Genomic DNA, 16,006 nt, shown 5'->3' with positions numbered 1-16,006 from the left:
GCCATGTTCACCGGCATCATCGAATCCATCGGCAGCATTCGTGCAATGACCCCAAAAGGCGGCGATGTTCGCTTGTCGGTTGAAACCGGCAAGCTCGACCTGGGCGACGTCAAGCTGGGCGACAGCATTGCCATCAATGGTGTGTGCCTGACCGTCATCGAGTTGCCTGGCAACGGTTTTGCCGCCGATGTCAGCCGGGAAACCCTGGACTGCACCGCGATGAACGACCTCAAGGCCGGCAGCCCGGTCAACCTGGAAAAAGCCCTGACCCCGACCACCCGCCTGGGCGGGCATCTGGTCAGCGGTCATGTGGACGGCGTTGGTGAAGTGGTTGCGCGTAGCGAGAACGCCCGTGCAGTCGAGTTCCGCATCCGTGCGCCGAAGGAACTGGCCAAATACATCGCCCACAAAGGCTCGATCACCGTCGACGGCACCAGCCTGACCGTGAACGCCGTGAATGGCGCCGAATTTGAACTGACCATCATTCCCCACACCCTCAGCGAAACCATCATGGCGTCTTACCAGCCAGGTCGCCGGGTGAACCTGGAGGTGGACTTGCTTGCCCGTTACCTGGAGCGCCTGTTGTTGGGCGATAAGGCCGCAGAGCCAACCGGAAGTAACATCACCGAAAGTTTTCTGGCCGCTAACGGCTACCTGAAATCCTGACCAAGGGGGTGCCGCGTGGCGCTCAATAGCATCGAAGAACTGGTTGAAGACATCCGCCAAGGCAAGATGGTCATCCTGATGGATGACGAAGACCGCGAAAACGAAGGCGACATCATCATGGCCGCCGAGGCCTGCCTGCCTGAGCACATCAACTTCATGGCCAAGCACGCCCGCGGGCTGATCTGCATGCCCATGAGCCGTGAACGCTGCGAACTGCTCAAGCTGCCGTTGATGGCGCCGCGCAATGGTTCGGGTTTTGGTACCAAGTTCACCGTCTCGATTGAAGCCACCACCGGCGTCACCACCGGCATCTCCGCCGCCGACCGCGCACGCACCGTGCAGGCCGCCGCCGCCAAAGACGCCAAGGCCGAAGACATCGTCAGCCCCGGTCACATCTTCCCGTTGATGGCCCAACCGGGTGGCACCCTGGCCCGCGCCGGCCACACCGAAGCCGCCTGCGACCTGGCGCGCATGGCCGGTTTCGAGCCGAGCGGGGTAATCTGCGAAGTGATGAACGACGACGGCACCATGGCCCGTCGTACCGAACTCGAAGCCTTTGCCGCCGAACACAACCTCAAGATTGGCACCATTGCCGACCTGATTCACTACCGCATGATCCACGAACGTACCGTTCAGCGGATTGCCGAGCAGCCGCTGGACAGCGAACTGGGCCAATTCAATTTGGTGACCTACCGTGATTCAGTGGAAGGCGACGTGCACATGGCCCTGACCCTGGGCACCATTTGCGCCGAAGAACCGACCCTCGTGCGTGTGCACAACATGGACCCGCTGCGTGACCTGCTGATGGTCAAGCAGCCGGGCCGCTGGAGCCTGCGCGCCGCCATGGCTGCGGTTTCCGAGGCTGGCAGTGGTGTGGTGCTGTTGCTCGGTCACCCGCTGGATGGCGATGTGTTGCTGGCGCATATCCGCGAAACAGCTGACCACGCGCCGGTGAAAAAACCGACCACCTACAGCATCGTCGGTGCCGGTTCGCAGATCCTGCGTGACCTGGGCGTGCGTAAAATGCGCTTGATGAGTGCGCCAATGAAATTTAATGCGATATCCGGTTTCGACCTGGAAGTAGTAGAATACGTGCCCTCCGAATAAAGGCCGGCGATTTTCGCCCCTTGTTCGCGGTTCAAATATCACTAAGGGGCGCGTCATACACGCGTCCCGGCTCTTTAAGAGATTTGTCGAATGACCCTGAAGACCATCGAAGGTACCTTCATCGCCCCCAAAGGCCGCTATGCCCTGGTGGTTGGCCGCTTCAACAGCTTCGTGGTTGAAAGCCTGGTAAGCGGTGCCGTTGACGCCCTGGTTCGCCACGGTGTGAGCGAGAGCGACATCACGATCATCCGCGCGCCTGGCGCCTTCGAAATTCCACTGGTTGCGCAAAAAGTTGCTCAACAGGGTGAATACGCGGCGATCATCGCCCTGGGTGCGGTCATTCGTGGCGGTACTCCGCACTTCGAATACGTGGCCGGCGAATGCACCAAGGGCCTGGCCCAGGTGTCCATGGAGTTTGGCGTGCCAGTCGCTTTCGGCGTGCTGACCGTTGATTCCATCGAGCAAGCCATCGAGCGTTCCGGCACCAAGGCCGGTAACAAAGGTGCTGAAGCTGCCCTGTCCGCCCTGGAAATGGTCAGCCTGCTGTCGCAGTTGGAGGCCAAGTGATTTCCGACGAGAGCGACAACTTCAACCCGCGCGAGCCACGTCCAGCCGATGCTGGCAAGCCGTCCAAGAACGAGAAGCGTCGCGCTGCTCGTCAATTGGCGACCCAGGCGCTGTACCAGCGTCACCTGGCGGGCGCTTCGTTGAACGAGATCGAAGCACAGTTTCGCGTCGACAACGATTTCACCTTTGCCGACCTGCCGTACTTCCACGACATCCTGCACGGTGTGCATGCGCACCTGACCGAGATCGACACGGCCCTGGCACCTTGCCTGGACCTGACCATCGAAGAGTTGGACCCGGTCGAACTGTGCGTGATGCGCCTGTCTGCCTGGGAACTGCTGTATCGCGTCGACGTGCCGTACCGCGTGGTCATCAACGAAGGTATCGAACTGGCGAAAGTCTACGGTTCGACCGACGGCCACAAGTTCGTCAACGGCGTGCTCGACAAGCTGGCGCCGCGCCTGCGTGAAGCCGAAGTGAAGGCGTACAAGCGCTAATTGGCGCTTGAGTCCTGAATGGGCGAGTTTGAGCTGATCCGCAATTACTTCGCCGCCGCGCCCTGTGCGCAAGGCGGCGAAGGCATTGCCCTTGGGATCGGCGACGACTGCGCCTTGCTGGCGCTTCCTGCCGGGGAGCAGCTGGCGATCTCCACCGATACTTTGGTGGCCGGGGTGCATTTTGCCGACCCCTGCGACCCGTTCCTGCTGGGTCAGCGCTCGCTGGCCGTGGCGGTAAGCGATTTGGCCGCCATGGGCGCCAACCCCCTCGCCTTTACCCTTGCCCTCACCACACCGACGGTCGACGCCGATTGGTTGCAACGCTATGCCCAGGGTTTGAACCTGATGGCGCAGAGTTGTGGCGTGGGCCTGGTGGGCGGCGATACCACCCGTGGGCCGTTAAGCCTGACCCTCACCGTATTTGGTCGCGTACCTGCCGGGCAAGCCTTGACCCGCAGCGGGGCGCAGCCGGGTGACTTGCTGTGTGTCGGTGGCGAACTGGGCAATGCGGCCGGCGCGCTGCCGTTGGTATTGGGTCAGCGCAGTGCCGACGCAGCCATCGCTGATCCGCTATTAGCCCATTACTGGTCGCCGCAACCGCAGTTGGCGCTGGGGCTGGCGCTGCGCGGCAAGGCCACGTCTGCCATGGATATTTCCGACGGCCTTCTGGCCGATTGCGGGCATATCGCCACGGCTTCGGCTGTCAGCCTGTTGATCGAGCGTCAGCGGTTGCCTCTGTCTCAGGCACTGTTGGCGTTTGTCGGCGATGACGCCGCGCGCGTGGCGGCCCTGAGCGGGGGCGACGATTATGTGCTGGCGTTCACCCTGCCACCCGCCGAGCTGGCGCCATTGCTGGCCGACGGCTGGCCGGTCCATGTGATCGGCCGGGTTGAGGCGGGGCAGGGCGTGACGCTGCTCGACGCCAACGGGCAGGACATCACGCCGGCCATTCGTGGCTATCAACATTTTCGCGGGGCGCCCTGAATCGGCGAGCTGCGCTACCCTCTATAGCGTAATCACGGATGCAAGGCCCTGTAGGAGGTCGCCACCATGGATGTGCGCCGCTGGCTGCTGATAGTGCTGTGTGCCTTTACGTCGTTAGTCCAGGCGCAGGACGTGCCCGGCAAGGTCATGCTGGCCAGTGAAGAATGGAACGACTACACCAACAAAGACGGCAGCGGCCTGGCCTGGGACGTGCTGCGTCAGGTGTTCCAACCCGCCGGAATCACGCTGCAGACCCGCTCCGTACCCTATACCCGCTCGGTCGGCCTGGCCCAGCGCGGCGAGGTGGATGGCTGGGTCGGTTCCTATCGCGATGAAGCCACGGGTGTGTTGTACCCCCACTGGAACTTCGATTCCGATCATATCTACGCCCTCGGCCTGGCCAGCACGCCAGCGCCGACGGTGGCCACGCTGGGCAATTACCGCCTGGCCTGGGTGCGCGGCTACAAGTACGAGGAGTACTTGCCCAATGTGCACCGCTTCAACCAGATCGAGCGCCGCGACGGTATTTTGCCGATGCTGCAACACGCGCGGGCCGACTTCTACATCGATGCGCTGACTGAGGCCAAGTACGTGCTGAACCAGGCGGATGACCCGTCCAAGTTCACACTGACCCACATCGCCGAACTGCCGCTCTATATCGGGTTTGCCGATAACGAGCGAGGTCGCGCCTTGATGGTCGTGTTCGACCAGCGCATGGCGGCGCTGGTGAAAAGCGGCGAGTTAAAGGCGATTTTCGAGCACTGGAAACAGCCGTATCCGTTCTGACCTGCATAGAACCAAGGCGAAGGCCAATCGAACCTATTGATCTTTATCAGCGATAATTCAGCTTAAGCGTCTGTAGGAACCTGCTGTTACAATGGCCGCCATCGTAAAAACTGAAATCAGGAGCACACGGTGCCCGTCGTTTTCGTCGCCGCTTCCAAGCTGCCTACCCCTTTTGCCACGTTCACCATGAACGGCTTCCTCGAAGAAGCCACCGGGCGCGAGCACGTTGTGCTGAGCCTGGGCGATATCGCGGATGGCGCGCCAGTGCTGGGTCGTGTGCATTCCGAATGCCTGACCGGCGATGCGCTGTTCAGTCAGCGTTGCGACTGCGGTTCGCAACTGGAAGCTGCCATGCGGGCCATCGCCCGTGAAGGTCGTGGCGTGTTGCTGTACCTGCGTCAGGAAGGCCGTGGCATTGGCCTGATGAACAAGATCCGCGCCTACGAGCTGCAAGACGGCGGCGCCGATACCGTCGAGGCCAACGAGCGCCTGGGCTTTGCTGCCGACCAGCGTGACTACGCGATCTGCCTGCCGATGCTGGAGCACCTGGGCGTCAAATCCCTGCGCTTGATGACCAACAACCCGCGCAAGGTCAAAGCCTTGACCGAGATGGGCATCACCGTGGCCGAGCGCGTGCCGCTGCACACCGGGCACAACCCGCACAACAAACTCTACCTGGCCACCAAGGCCAGCAAGCTCGACCACATGATGGGCAACGAGCACCAAGGCGAGGTCGACCGCGCGTGACCCGTGGCCAGGTGAAACGGCGACTGTCCTTCAACTGGTGGCAGTACCTGGCCCTGGCGCTGCTGCCCCTGTTTGTGATCAACCTGGTGTTCGGCCAAGCCGAATCCTTGCTGCCAGTGCTGGCCATGCCGTTCTTCATTGCCGGCGTGGCCTCGATGTTTCTCAGCCTGCGTTACTTCAACGGCTATAAACACGCGTTGATCGCCACCTCCAAAGCCCTCGATACCCCCGAAGAACCGGCTGCCTGGATCACCCTGGCGGCCCGTCGGCGTACGGCGTTGCTGGTGGCGGCGGTTCCGGCCTGGATCGGCGCGCTGGCGGTGTTCGTCGGCCTGGAGGCGGTGCCGCTGTTCCTGCTGGCACTGTCGACGCTGGTGCTGTTCTACCTCTACCGCATCCCCCGTCAACTGGGATGAAGCGTGCTTGGCTGGCGGTCCTGCTGCTGGCGTTGAGTGCCCAGGCATTGTCGGCCGAGCGGGTGGTCAGCCTGGCGCCGTCCCTGTCTGAAATCGTTGCTGAACTGGGCGCCGCCGACGTGCTGGTGGGTGTGCTCGATGGTGGCGAGCGCCCGGCTGCCCTGGCGCACGTGGCGTCCGTGGGGCATTACGGCCAATTGGATATGGAACGCCTGCTCAGCCTCAAGCCCGACTTGATCCTGCTGTGGCCCGGCAGCGTCGGCCCAGCCCAGCGTGAGCAGTTGCAGCGCCTGAACATCCCGGTCTACGTCGCTGAACCCCATAGCCTTGAACAACTCACCACCCAGGTCCAGGCCATCGCCGAGCAATTGGGTCGTGCTGAAGCCGGCCGGCAATTGGCCGCGCAGTTACGCCAACGCCTGGCCGAGTTGCGTCAGCGCTATCAGCGTGCCGAGCCATTGCGCGTGTTTTACCAAGTGTGGAACCAGCCGCTGTATACCGTGGGCGGCGGGCAGATCATCAGCGATGCGTTGAGTGTGTGCGGCGCGCGCAATGTGTTCGATGACCTCAAGTTGCCCGCGCCGCAGGTGAGCATTGAATCGGTGTTGCAGCGTGATCCCGAATTGATTCTGGTCGGGGATCAAGCGCAGAAGGAGGCCTGGAAGGTCTGGCCGGCGATGGCCGAACGGGTGCGCGTGGTGCCGGATAAAGGCCTGGAGCGTCCGAGCGGGCAGATGTTGGAGGCGGTGGCGCGGTTGTGTGAGGTGATCGCGCCTCGCTAGAGGTCCGGCGTCCAGGTCACGCCAACCATCAGCGCACGGCCCTCTTCCCGGTAGCCATATTGCTGGCCTTGATACTGATACAGCGCGCGGCTGTAGGCTTTGTCCAGGAGGTTATCGACCTTCATGTTCAGCACGATTTCACGGTTCACCGCCCAACTGGCGCGCAACCCGAGCAACCCATAGCCTCCCAACGGCTGCTGGTTATTCGGGTCGTCGTAGCTGCTGCTGACCGCCTGCCAGCTGGCGCCGACGCCGAATTGGTCGAATTGGCGATCCAGGTCCAGGCTCAACGTGCGCCTGGCGCGACGTGCCAACGTACGCCCGGAATCGCGGTCTCGTGGATCAATCATCGCCAGTCCCAGGCTGCTTTCCCAGCCGAACAGCTCCTGCTTGAGTGCGGCCTCGAAACCGTTGATGCGCGCCGAACTGACGTTTTGCGGGCCGTCGCTGCCGAACACGATCGCATCCTGGATATCGGTGCGATACAGCGAAGCTTCCAGGCGGCGGGTGTCGCTGAGTTGGCTGCGCCATTGCATCTCGTAGCTTTTCGAGGTTTCGGGCTTCAGGTCAGGGTTACTGTTCTTGAAGCCGTATTCGTCCGGGTAATACAGGTCATTGAAGGTCGGGGCGCGGAAGCCCTCGCTGTAGCTCAGCAGCAGGTCATTGTCCGGGTTGACGGGCAAGGTCAGGGTGCCGCTCCAGCTGTTCTGCCCGCCGAACTGTTGGTTCTGGTCACGCCGCAGGCCCAGCTCGGTGGAAAACCGTTCACTATGGAAGCGATGCTGCACAAAGGCGGCGCGGTTCCAGCGACTGTTCTCGGTAAAGGTGCTAGAGCCATGGAGGCGGTCTTCATACCAGTCGCCGCCTAGTATCAGGCTGTTCTGGTCATTCAGTGTCAGATCGTTCTGCCAGTTGACCGAGTCGCGGTAGGTGTTGAACACGCTGAAATCGTCACTGAGGGTGTCGCGCTTGGTGTCGCGGTTCTCGCTGTGGCCCAGTTCCAGGCGTGATTGCCAGCGCTCGTTGAGCTTGGCATCCAGGTAACCGCTGGCGCTGCTCACGGTGTAGTCGGTGTAGGGCTTTTGCCCCAGCGTTTGTCCGGTGACGACGTCGTAGCGGCCGAAGCTGTTGTCATACTCCGACTTGCCACGGTTATCCAACAGATTGAAACCCGCTTCCAACTCATCGCTGAACGCGTGGCTGAGGTTCAGGCTGATGGACTGGTTGCGGTAGGCATCATGGTCGCCATCGCTGGGGAACGAAGTGTGTGTCGAGTTGATGCCGGCGGTCTCATCCAGGCTCGCGCCGAGGTTGAAACGTGTGCGTTCATCGCCACCGGACAGGCCGACGCTGCGCTCCCACGTTTGGTGGCTGCCAAAGCCCACTTTCAGGCGCAGCTGTAGGCCCTGCTCGGCATTACGCCGGGTAAATACCTGGATCACCCCGCCAATCGCATCGCTGCCATAGATCACCGAGCGGGAGCCGCGCAGCACTTCCACCCGTTCAATCTGGTCGACGTTCAGGTACTGCAGGCCGCTGTCGCCGGAGGTGGTGTTGGCGATGCGCTGGCCGTCCACCAACACCAGGCTTTGTGCGGACTTGGTGCCACGGATATAAATCCCCGGCAAGCTGCCACGCCCGCCAGTCGGCGCGACCTGCACACCCGGCACGCGGCTAAGCAGGTCCGTCACGCTGGTAGGTTGCAGGCGGTCGATATCGTCGCGGGTGAAGACGGTGTTGGCGGCGCTGCTGTCGTTGCGGGCCTGGACCTGTCGGTTGGCGCTGATGACTACGTTGGGGAGTTTCAGGGCGTCGTCGCGCTCGAACGTCTCGGCGAGCAAATCAGTGGCGGGCAAAAGCAGCAGGGGCAGGGCGAAGCGCAGGCTTTTCATGGCTATCCATAGCAAAGGTGGGAGCAGGCTCCCACCTTTCGTGGGTTACAGGCCGAGCAACGCCATGCGCTCGCGAACCGATGCCTCGATACCGGCTTCATCCAGCCCGCATTCGGCCAGCATCTGCGCCGGCTTGGCGTGTTCGACGTACACATCAGGCAGGCCCAGGTGCAGCACCGACTTGAGGATGTTCTCCCGCGCCAGGAACTCACTGACGGCCGCACCGGCGCCGCCCATGATGGCGTTTTCTTCGACGGTCACCAGCAACTCATGGCTGCCGGCAACCTCACGCACCAACGCTTCATCCAGGGGTTTGACGAAGCGCATGTCGACCACGGTGGCGTCGATCTTCTCGGCGACGTTCAGCGCTTCGGCCAACTGCACGCCGAACACCAGGAACGCAGTCTTGCTGCCTTGGCGACGCACGATGCCCTTGCCGATCTCGATAGGCTCAAGGTCCTTCTCGATCACTGCATTCGGGCCATTACCGCGCGGGTAACGCACGGCGGCCGGGCCGTTGTACAGGTGGCCGGTGCTGAGCATCTTGCGCAGTTCGTTTTCGTCACTCGGCGTCATCACCAGCATGCCGGGGATACAGCGCAGGTAGGACAAGTCGAAGCTGCCAGCGTGAGTCGGGCCGTCTTCGCCCACCAAGCCAGCGCGGTCGATGGCGAACAGCACGTCGAGGTTCTGTACCGCGACGTCATGCACCAATTGGTCATACCCGCGTTGCAGGAACGTGGAGTAGATCGCCACCACCGGCTTGGCGCCTTCACAGGCCATGCCGGCGGCGAAGGTCACCGCGTGCTGTTCGGCAATCGCCACATCGAAGTAGCGCAGCGGGAAACGCTCGCTGAACGCGACCAGGTCCGAGCCTTCCTTCATCGCCGGGGTAATGCCCACCAGGCGCGGGTCGGCGGCGGCCATGTCGCACAGCCATTCGCCGAACACGCCGGAATACTTCGGCCCGCTGGCCTTTTTCGGCGCGGCGGCAGGCGCGTCCAGCGGTTCCAGCTTGGTGATGGCGTGGTAGCCGATCGGGTCGACTTCCGCCGGGGCGAAGCCTTTGCCTTTCTTGGTAACGATATGCAGAAACTGCGGGCCCTTGAGGTCACGCATGTTGCGCAGCGTGGCGATCAGGGTGGGCAGGTCGTGGCCGTCGATCGGGCCGATGTAGTTCCAGCCCAGCTCTTCGAAGAGGGTGCCGGGTACCAGCATGCCCTTGGCATATTCTTCGGTACGGCGGGCAATTTCCCACGCGCCAGGCAGACGCGAGAGCACCTTCTTGCTGCCTTCGCGCATGCTGGCGTAGGTGCGGCTGGAGAGGATTTTTGCCAGGTAATTCGACAGACCACCGACATTGCGCGAGATCGACATGTCGTTGTCGTTGAGGATCACCAACATGTTGGCGTCCACTTCCGGCGCATGGTTGAGCGCTTCGAAGGCCATGCCGGCGGTCAACGCGCCATCACCAATCACCGCAATCGCCTTGCGATCGCTGCCTTGCAGGCGGGCGGCAATCGCCATGCCCAGCGCGGCGCTGATGGAGGTGCTGGAGTGGCCGACGCCAAAGGTGTCGTACTCGCTCTCGGCGCGGCGCGGGAAGGCGGCAATGCCGTCCTTCTGGCGCAGGGTGCCCATCTGCTCGCGGCGACCGGTGAGGATCTTGTGCGGATACGCCTGATGGCCCACGTCCCACACCAGCCGGTCATCCGGGGTGTCGAACACGTAATGCAGGGCGATGGTCAGCTCGATGACGCCCAGCCCGGCACCAAAATGCCCACCGGTCTGGCCGACCGTGTAGAGCAATTCCAGGCGCAACTCATCGGCCAGGGTTTCCAGCTCGGCTTCACCCAGTCGACGCAGGCCGGCCGGCGTGACAGCACGGTCAAGCAGGGGCGTGGACGGGCGCTTGCGGGGAATCTCTTGAAACGTCGTGGGCATCAGGCGAATCGTTATAGGTATAGAAGAGGCGGCAGTTTACCTCAAGCATCGCGAACTGCCCACGCAGAGCGCTGAACTTGGCCGATATGCGGCCGCAATGGCCGCCGTTATCAGTGCCGGCGTTCGACGATATACCGCGCCAAGTCACGCAGTGGCTCGGCTGCCGCGTCGAAAGGTCGCAGGGCGTCCAGGGCCTGGTCACGCAGTTCCAAGGCATAGGCCTTGGCCGCTTCCAGCCCGAGCAACGCAGGGTACGTCGGTTTATCCCGTGCGATATCGGCGCCTTGGCGTTTGCCCAGGGTGGCCGTGTCGCTTTCTACGTCGAGAATGTCGTCCTGCACCTGGAACGCCAGGCCGATGGCCAGCGCGTAGGTTTTCAAAGCAGCCAATTGAGCGGCTTCGGCACGCCCACTGGCCAGCGCGCCCAAGTGCACGGCGGCTTCAATCAAGGCGCCGGTCTTGTGGCGGTGCATATATTCCAATGCTTGTTGATCGAGCTTCTGGCCAACCGAACCGAGGTCGATGGCCTGGCCGCCGACCATACCGGCCGGGCCTGCCGCCACGGCCAGCGCCGTGACCATGCGCAAGCGGATCTCAGCATTCACGCTGCTCAGCGTCGGGTCCAGCAGTGCGCTGAACGCCAGGCTTTGCAGGCCGTCACCGGCGAGGATCGCGCAGGCTTCATCAAAGGCTTTGTGGGTAGTCGGCTGGCCGCGACGCAGATCGTCGTCGTCCATCGCCGGCAAGTCGTCATGCACCAGGGAATAGGCGTGGATCAACTCCACCGCACAGGCCGCGCCATTCGCCTGCTCGGCGTCTGCGCCCAAGGCCTCGCACGCCGCATACGCCAGCAACGGGCGCACACGCTTGCCGCCATTCATCACGCTGTAGCGCATGGCTTCGTAAAGACGCTTGAGTTCGGGGCTTGGCGCAACAAACAAGGGTTCCAACGCCGCATTGACCCGGGCTTGGCTACTGGCCTGATACGCGTCGATCATTCGGGCTGTTCCGCATCGAAAGGTTCTTCGGCCAACTCCCCGTCACGTTCCAGCAGCACTTGTACCTTCTGCTCCGCCTGCGCCAAGGCGCTCTGGCAGTCGCGGGTCAGGCCGATGCCTTGCTCAAACGCTGTCAACGAGTCTTCCAGCGACAACTCGCCGTTCTCCAGACGCTCAACCAGGGTTTGCAGGTCGGCGAGGGATTGTTCGAAATCGAGTGCAACTTTTTTGCGGGCCATGGCGGCTATTCCGGTAGACGGTAAACCGGCGCGACACTAGCAGACATGGGGATTCTGGGCAAATGAGTGGGGGAGGGTGTTCAGGCGGTGAGCCGAATAAGCGGCCTATTCGGCTCATCAAATGAGCCGAATAGCTATTTTATTCGGCTCACCGCCGGTCAGGATCTTTGCGCCATTGACGAGCACTGTTCTTGTGATGTTTTCAACTGTGCTTCAAATGTCTGCAATTCCACGTGCATTTCCTGTAGCGCGGCAATTTTCAGGGCCAGTTCCTGCTTCTTGTCTGCGATTGCCTGATCCGCCCGCTCCCAAGGCAATGCATCGCCTACGTGGCCGGAAAGAATTTCCTTCAACTCCTTGAGCTTGAATCCCAACTGCTGCGCGCACTTGATAAACATCAGCAGCTCAACGCTCTGCGCCGAATAGACCCGGTACTGGCCCTGACGCTGTGGCGCAGGCAGCAGCCCAATCGCCTCATAGTGACGAATCGCCTTGATGGTCGTGCCCGACAACTGCGCGGCTTTGCCGATGTACATGAAAACTCCTTTTCTCCGTTAAAGCGCCGGCCTGTTTCAGCCATGTATCCCGCTGCGCCGCAGTGGAGCCCAGCACTGGCCCGAGCAGCAACGTCTTTGCTGTCTTGACACCACAAAGCCCCAGCGTGGTCTCGCGCATCTGGTGAATGCCCGGCATGCGATAGAACCAGCAGTAATACCATGGCGGCGTGTCCAGGGTCACCAGTAAGTGTGCCGTTCGGCCGTGAAGCAGTTTGTCAGGGAATGCCTTGCCCGCGCGGTATTTGAAGGCAAAACCGGGTAGGAAGATTCGGTCGATAAAGCCCTTCATTAACGCCGGGATGCCACCCCACCAGATCGGGAAAACAAAGGTCAGGTGAGTAGCCCAGAGAATGTCGGATTGCGCGCTGAGCAGGTCGGGCTCCAGCGGCTGAATCTGGGTGTAACCATGATGAAGCACGGGGTCGAATGCCAAGTCGCCCAAGCGTAGGACACGTACTTCATGGCCGGCGGTTTTTGCGGCCTGGATGTAGGTTTCGGCCAGGGCTGAACAAAAGCTGGAACGGGAGGGGTGGCCTAGGATCACCAGGGTACGCGGGGTCATGGGGGAGGTCCTGAACAGGGCGTTTCAGGTTAAAGGCTGCTGTATAGGGGAGAGTCAAGTCAGTAGTCCGCAATGGCCAGCAGGACGTTTCTGTAGTGATTGAAAGGTCCTTCTTGAAACGCGCTTCGCCCCTTGTGACAGTCAATGCGCCTGACTAGTCTGCCTCAAAACTTCAGAGTGATATGGCATGAGCGAACCCTGTATCGGCTTGACCACACCACCGACGGGCTACAGTGACTGGCTGACCGACCTGAAAGGCCGTATTCATGCGGCGCAGCAGCGCGCAACACTGGCAGTGAATCGGGAATTGGTGTTGCTCTACTGGCAGATTGGCCACGATATTTTGACCCGCCAGGCGGAGCAGGGCTGGGGCAGCAAAGTCATAGATCGACTTGCCCAGGATCTGCGTGCGGCCTTTCCACGAATTAAGGGTTTTTCGCCGCGTAATCTCAAGTACATGCGGGCTTTTGCCGAGGCGTGGCCCGGTTCTGAATTTGTGCAACAGGCTGCTGCACAATTGCCTTGGGGCCATAATGTGGTGTTGCTCGACAAACTCCCCGGCCCCGAAACCCGCCGCTGGTACATCACCCAGGCAATTGAAAACAACTGGTCGCGTAACTCGCTGGTGATGCAAATCGAAAACCGCCTGCTGGAACGCAGTGGCAAGGCTGTCAGCAACTTCGAGACCCACCTGCCCAAGCCGCAATCTGACCTGGCGCGTGAGTCGCTGAAAGACCCTTACCGTTTTGACTTCCTCAGCCTGGCCCTGGACGCGCAGGAGCGCGACATAGAAAACGCCTTGATCAAGCACGTCACCGACTTTTTGTTGGCGCTGGGCGCTGGTTTTGCCTTTGTCGGCCAGCAAGTACTGCTGGATGTCGGAGGCGATGAGTTCTTTGTCGATCTGCTGTTCTATCACGTGAAGCTACACTGCTACGTGGTCATCGAACTGAAAGCCGGCAAGTTCAAACCCGAGCACCTGGGGAAGCTGAGCTTTTATCTGGCTGCCGTCGATGCCCAGCTTAAACATCCACAAGATGGGCCCACCATCGGCCTGCTGTTGTGCAAGAGCAAGAACGAAGTCGTCGCCGAATATGCGTTGCGCGATAACAACCGACCGATTGGCGTGGCGGAATATCAACTGGTGGAGTCGTTGCCCGCAGAGCTGCGAACCAGCCTGCCAAGCATTGAGCAGATCGAGCGGGAGCTGGCGGGTTAAAACCGACTGACAGCCTCAAAACCCCGGCGGAATATACCCCGGCACAAATGGCACATTCAGGCACTTGCCATGCAGGATGCGGCCATCTTCAATCCTGAACAGCACGATCTTCTTCGTCTTATCCACCGTGGCTTCCAGCTTGCAATCCGAACTGTGCCCGACCTGCTGGTAATACTCCGTATACACCATCCCGTTTCCGGTGTGATTCATTGAAGTTCCGGCGGCTTCAGTGGTCGTCCATGAAGAGGACTTGTGCCAAGTCATCACCACCTGCGTGTCGCCATTGGGCGCATTCTGCTTCTTCATCGAGTCGGGCTTGCCGAATAAATCCAACGCCTCTTGCACGTCACGACCTTCCCAGCGTGACTGCGCAATCAGGTGACACCCACTGATAAACAGTACGGCAGGCAACAAAAGCCCAGCCAGTAACAGCCTTGTCCATGTAGGCATGGTGAATCCTTCTTGTAGGTGAGTGTGACTCAGCGCTTGTTGCCCAGCATGTCGTCGAGGTCATCGATCATCTGGCTCTTCTCCTGAGTCGGCCCCAATTGCTGGAACATCGCTTTGGTGGTCTGGATCATCTGCAGGTGGGTCATCTTGCCCATGGCGATGGTGTCCTTGCTCTTGCCCGGTTCGCACACATACGCGAGCGTGCGGTCGAGCCAGAACTCCTTCGGCGTCTGCCACGTGTTGGAGACTTTCAAGTGCGTAAGGGTGTAGGAAAACGGTGCGACCGACTGGCCGTTGAGAAAGCGCAACTTGCGCGTGGAGCACTGCACCTCGATGTTGTACACATCGATCATCGGCTTGCCCGGTTCTTCATACACCACCGTGACGGCCACCAGCTTCGCGCCCTTGTTGTGGTTCGAGGGCACCACGGAAGTGCGGTCGGCCACGTACATCACATTTTTATGGGCTCGGCCGCTGCCGTAGATGATCGACCAGTCGCCGATCGGTGTTTCTTCATCGGCCGATACCGACGGTGTGCTGGTCAGCAAGATGGGCAGCAGTGCCAGGCAGCGCCCGACTTTGGTTAAGGTATTCAATAGCGTCCTTCCTTGAGGCTCGAAATAAGCGAAGGACTTTAGTGGTGAGGCGGTGCCGTCACAATTAGGGCGAGTGTGCTAATGGCGCATTGCTAGTTAACCAAAAAAGCCTGCGTTTCAAGGCAGGCTTAGTATGGGTAGCGGTTGAGTTAGTCCTTACGCCCCGTCAACGCCGAGTAACCATTCATCAAGTTGCGATAGTTAGGAATGCGCTGGGACAACAGATTCCCCAGGCCTTCGATATCGTTGCGCCAGTCGCGGTGCAACTCACACGCCACCGAGAACCAGTTCATCAACTGCGCACCCGCTTGCGTCATCCGGCTCCACGCCGCCTGCTGCACCGTGGTATTGAACGTGCCTGACGCATCGGTCACCACAAACACCTCAAACCCTTCCGCCAGCGCCGATAAGGTCGGGAACGCTACGCACACATCCGTCACCACACCCGCAATGATGATCTGCTTGCGGCCGGTGGCCTTGATCGCCTTGACGAAGTCTTCGTTGTCCCATGCGTTGATCTGGCCTGGGCGGGCGATGTACGGCGCGTCCGGGAACATCTCTTTCAATTCTGGCACCAGCGGGCCGTTCGGGCCTTGCTCGAAGCTGGTGGTGAGGATGGTCGGTAGGTTGAAGAACTTGGCCAGGTCGGCCAGGGCCAGCACGTTGTTCTTGAACTCGTTGGGCGAGAAGTCCTGCACCAGGGAAATCAGGCCGGTCTGGTGGTCGACCAGCAGAACAATGGCGTCGTCTTTGTTGAGGCGGTTGTAGGTTGCAGTGCTCATGGTTGAATCCTTTTTTGTTTAGGTTGGTGGGGCGTTGCGTTCAACATGGGCACAGATTAATGGGGGAGGCGCGGGGGATAAATCAGGTGAAAACGGTAATACCGTCAACTCAGAGGTGACAATGATTTGGGGGTCAGCAATACCCGACCCTTTCATATGAGGGAAGTCTGATTTACAGGTTTCTCGTGCACCCAGCCCATCTGTAGCTTGTGAAG

The 16,006-nt window shown here is 60.8% G+C and carries 19 protein-coding genes; 10 read left to right on the top strand and 9 right to left on the bottom strand.

What is annotated here, in order from left to right; genetic code table 11:
- The first annotated feature begins 3 nt into the window (after positions 1-3).
- The 9 genes from OZ428_RS29715 (at position 4) to OZ428_RS29675 (ending at position 6,552) form a co-directional block, all read left to right on the top strand.
- Positions 4-666 carry a riboflavin synthase gene (locus OZ428_RS29715; RefSeq protein ID WP_017736638.1) on the top strand — a complete coding sequence of 221 codons (663 nt, stop codon included), beginning with the start codon at positions 4-6 and terminating at the stop codon, positions 664-666.
- Positions 667-681: 15 nt separating this feature from the next.
- Positions 682-1,773 (top strand): bifunctional 3,4-dihydroxy-2-butanone-4-phosphate synthase/GTP cyclohydrolase II, encoded by a 1,092-nt coding sequence (gene ribBA, locus OZ428_RS29710; protein ID WP_033897960.1) that lies wholly within the window; start codon positions 682-684, stop codon positions 1,771-1,773.
- Positions 1,774-1,863: 90 nt separating this feature from the next.
- The gene (ribH, locus tag OZ428_RS29705) at positions 1,864-2,340 is read left to right on the top strand and encodes a 6,7-dimethyl-8-ribityllumazine synthase (RefSeq protein WP_003176356.1); all 477 of its coding nucleotides are present in this window, start codon (positions 1,864-1,866) and stop codon (positions 2,338-2,340) included.
- A complete protein-coding gene (gene nusB, locus OZ428_RS29700; RefSeq protein WP_010206836.1) occupies positions 2,337-2,837 on the top strand; it encodes a transcription antitermination factor NusB in 501 nt (166 codons plus the stop codon). Before ribH ends, nusB begins: the two co-directional genes overlap by 4 nt.
- Positions 2,838-2,855: 18 nt before the next feature.
- The gene (thiL, locus tag OZ428_RS29695; RefSeq protein ID WP_269132129.1) at positions 2,856-3,821 is read left to right on the top strand and encodes a thiamine-phosphate kinase; all 966 of its coding nucleotides are present in this window, start codon (positions 2,856-2,858) and stop codon (positions 3,819-3,821) included.
- A 66-nt stretch (positions 3,822-3,887) separates the two neighbouring features.
- The gene (locus OZ428_RS29690; protein WP_269132128.1) at positions 3,888-4,607 is read left to right on the top strand and encodes a substrate-binding periplasmic protein; all 720 of its coding nucleotides are present in this window, start codon (positions 3,888-3,890) and stop codon (positions 4,605-4,607) included.
- A 129-nt stretch (positions 4,608-4,736) separates the two neighbouring features.
- Positions 4,737-5,354 carry a GTP cyclohydrolase II gene (gene ribA, locus OZ428_RS29685; RefSeq protein WP_016978544.1) on the top strand — a complete coding sequence of 206 codons (618 nt, stop codon included), beginning with the start codon at positions 4,737-4,739 and terminating at the stop codon, positions 5,352-5,354.
- Positions 5,351-5,770 (top strand): nuclear FMR1 interacting 1 family protein, encoded by a 420-nt coding sequence (locus OZ428_RS29680; RefSeq protein WP_033897956.1) that lies wholly within the window; start codon positions 5,351-5,353, stop codon positions 5,768-5,770. The genes ribA and OZ428_RS29680 overlap by 4 nt, the downstream gene beginning before the upstream one ends.
- On the top strand, positions 5,767-6,552 hold the full coding sequence (locus OZ428_RS29675) for a cobalamin-binding protein (protein WP_033897955.1): 786 nt from the start codon (positions 5,767-5,769) through the stop codon (positions 6,550-6,552). The genes OZ428_RS29680 and OZ428_RS29675 overlap by 4 nt, the downstream gene beginning before the upstream one ends.
- Here OZ428_RS29675 and OZ428_RS29670 read toward each other — a convergent pair.
- From OZ428_RS29670 to OZ428_RS29645, 6 genes are all read right to left on the bottom strand, one after another.
- Positions 6,549-8,444 (bottom strand): TonB-dependent receptor domain-containing protein, encoded by a 1,896-nt coding sequence (locus OZ428_RS29670; protein ID WP_269132127.1) that lies wholly within the window; start codon positions 8,442-8,444, stop codon positions 6,549-6,551. The two genes, OZ428_RS29675 and OZ428_RS29670, sit on opposite strands and share 4 nt — an antisense overlap.
- 45 nt (positions 8,445-8,489) lie before the next feature.
- A complete protein-coding gene (gene dxs / locus OZ428_RS29665; protein WP_269132126.1) occupies positions 8,490-10,388 on the bottom strand; it encodes a 1-deoxy-D-xylulose-5-phosphate synthase in 1,899 nt (632 codons plus the stop codon).
- Between the two features lie 110 nt (positions 10,389-10,498).
- On the bottom strand, positions 10,499-11,386 hold the full coding sequence (ispA, locus tag OZ428_RS29660) for a (2E,6E)-farnesyl diphosphate synthase (RefSeq protein WP_016978549.1): 888 nt from the start codon (positions 11,384-11,386) through the stop codon (positions 10,499-10,501).
- On the bottom strand, positions 11,383-11,625 hold the full coding sequence (locus OZ428_RS29655; protein ID WP_003176346.1) for an exodeoxyribonuclease VII small subunit: 243 nt from the start codon (positions 11,623-11,625) through the stop codon (positions 11,383-11,385). The genes ispA and OZ428_RS29655 overlap by 4 nt, the downstream gene beginning before the upstream one ends.
- A 158-nt stretch (positions 11,626-11,783) precedes the next feature.
- On the bottom strand, positions 11,784-12,161 hold the full coding sequence (locus tag OZ428_RS29650; protein ID WP_269132125.1) for a MerR family transcriptional regulator: 378 nt from the start codon (positions 12,159-12,161) through the stop codon (positions 11,784-11,786).
- The gene (locus OZ428_RS29645; protein WP_269132124.1) at positions 12,100-12,744 is read right to left on the bottom strand and encodes an NAD(P)H-dependent oxidoreductase; all 645 of its coding nucleotides are present in this window, start codon (positions 12,742-12,744) and stop codon (positions 12,100-12,102) included. Before OZ428_RS29645 ends, OZ428_RS29650 begins: the two co-directional genes overlap by 62 nt.
- Positions 12,745-12,931: 187 nt before the next feature.
- On the opposite strand from OZ428_RS29645, the gene OZ428_RS29640 reads away from it, so the two are divergent.
- Entirely contained in the window at positions 12,932-13,963 is a 1,032-nt protein-coding gene (locus OZ428_RS29640) for a PDDEXK nuclease domain-containing protein (protein WP_269132123.1), read from the top strand.
- A gap of 15 nt (positions 13,964-13,978) precedes the next feature.
- Here OZ428_RS29640 and OZ428_RS29635 read toward each other — a convergent pair whose 3' ends face one another.
- From OZ428_RS29635 to ycaC, 3 genes are all read right to left on the bottom strand, one after another.
- On the bottom strand, positions 13,979-14,413 hold the full coding sequence (locus OZ428_RS29635) for a hypothetical protein (RefSeq protein WP_038850084.1): 435 nt from the start codon (positions 14,411-14,413) through the stop codon (positions 13,979-13,981).
- Positions 14,414-14,442: 29 nt separating this feature from the next.
- Positions 14,443-15,009: a hypothetical protein gene (locus tag OZ428_RS29630; RefSeq protein WP_269132122.1), complete on the bottom strand. Its 567-nt coding sequence runs from the start codon at positions 15,007-15,009 to the stop codon at positions 14,443-14,445.
- A 149-nt stretch (positions 15,010-15,158) separates the two neighbouring features.
- Positions 15,159-15,791 carry an isochorismate family cysteine hydrolase YcaC gene (gene ycaC / locus OZ428_RS29625; RefSeq protein ID WP_269132121.1) on the bottom strand — a complete coding sequence of 211 codons (633 nt, stop codon included), beginning with the start codon at positions 15,789-15,791 and terminating at the stop codon, positions 15,159-15,161.
- Positions 15,792-16,006 lie beyond the last annotated feature (215 nt).

It is taken from the genome of Pseudomonas sp. GXZC (assembly GCF_026967615.1).
Lineage (GTDB): Bacteria > Pseudomonadota > Gammaproteobacteria > Pseudomonadales > Pseudomonadaceae > Aquipseudomonas > Aquipseudomonas azotoformans_A.
This window is presented reverse-complemented; position numbering and strand designations above follow the sequence as displayed.

What these genes read in the sequence shown, in the direction of transcription:
- OZ428_RS29715 (WP_017736638.1), top strand. Translation starts at nt 4, where the DNA reads ATGTTCACCGGCATCATCGAATCCATCGGCAGCATTCGTGCAATGACC.
- ribH (WP_003176356.1), top strand. Translation starts at nt 1,864, where the DNA reads ATGACCCTGAAGACCATCGAAGGTACCTTCATCGCCCCCAAAGGCCGC.
- thiL (WP_269132129.1), top strand. Translation starts at nt 2,856, where the DNA reads ATGGGCGAGTTTGAGCTGATCCGCAATTACTTCGCCGCCGCGCCCTGT.
- OZ428_RS29690 (WP_269132128.1), top strand. Translation starts at nt 3,888, where the DNA reads ATGGATGTGCGCCGCTGGCTGCTGATAGTGCTGTGTGCCTTTACGTCG.
- OZ428_RS29675 (WP_033897955.1), top strand. Translation starts at nt 5,767, where the DNA reads ATGAAGCGTGCTTGGCTGGCGGTCCTGCTGCTGGCGTTGAGTGCCCAG.
- OZ428_RS29670 (WP_269132127.1), bottom strand. Translation starts at nt 8,444, where the DNA reads ATGAAAAGCCTGCGCTTCGCCCTGCCCCTGCTGCTTTTGCCCGCCACT.
- dxs (WP_269132126.1), bottom strand. Translation starts at nt 10,388, where the DNA reads ATGCCCACGACGTTTCAAGAGATTCCCCGCAAGCGCCCGTCCACGCCC.
- ispA (WP_016978549.1), bottom strand. Translation starts at nt 11,386, where the DNA reads ATGATCGACGCGTATCAGGCCAGTAGCCAAGCCCGGGTCAATGCGGCG.
- OZ428_RS29655 (WP_003176346.1), bottom strand. Translation starts at nt 11,625, where the DNA reads ATGGCCCGCAAAAAAGTTGCACTCGATTTCGAACAATCCCTCGCCGAC.
- OZ428_RS29650 (WP_269132125.1), bottom strand. Translation starts at nt 12,161, where the DNA reads ATGTACATCGGCAAAGCCGCGCAGTTGTCGGGCACGACCATCAAGGCG.
- OZ428_RS29645 (WP_269132124.1), bottom strand. Translation starts at nt 12,744, where the DNA reads ATGACCCCGCGTACCCTGGTGATCCTAGGCCACCCCTCCCGTTCCAGC.
- OZ428_RS29640 (WP_269132123.1), top strand. Translation starts at nt 12,932, where the DNA reads ATGAGCGAACCCTGTATCGGCTTGACCACACCACCGACGGGCTACAGT.
- OZ428_RS29635 (WP_038850084.1), bottom strand. Translation starts at nt 14,413, where the DNA reads ATGCCTACATGGACAAGGCTGTTACTGGCTGGGCTTTTGTTGCCTGCC.
- ycaC (WP_269132121.1), bottom strand. Translation starts at nt 15,791, where the DNA reads ATGAGCACTGCAACCTACAACCGCCTCAACAAAGACGACGCCATTGTT.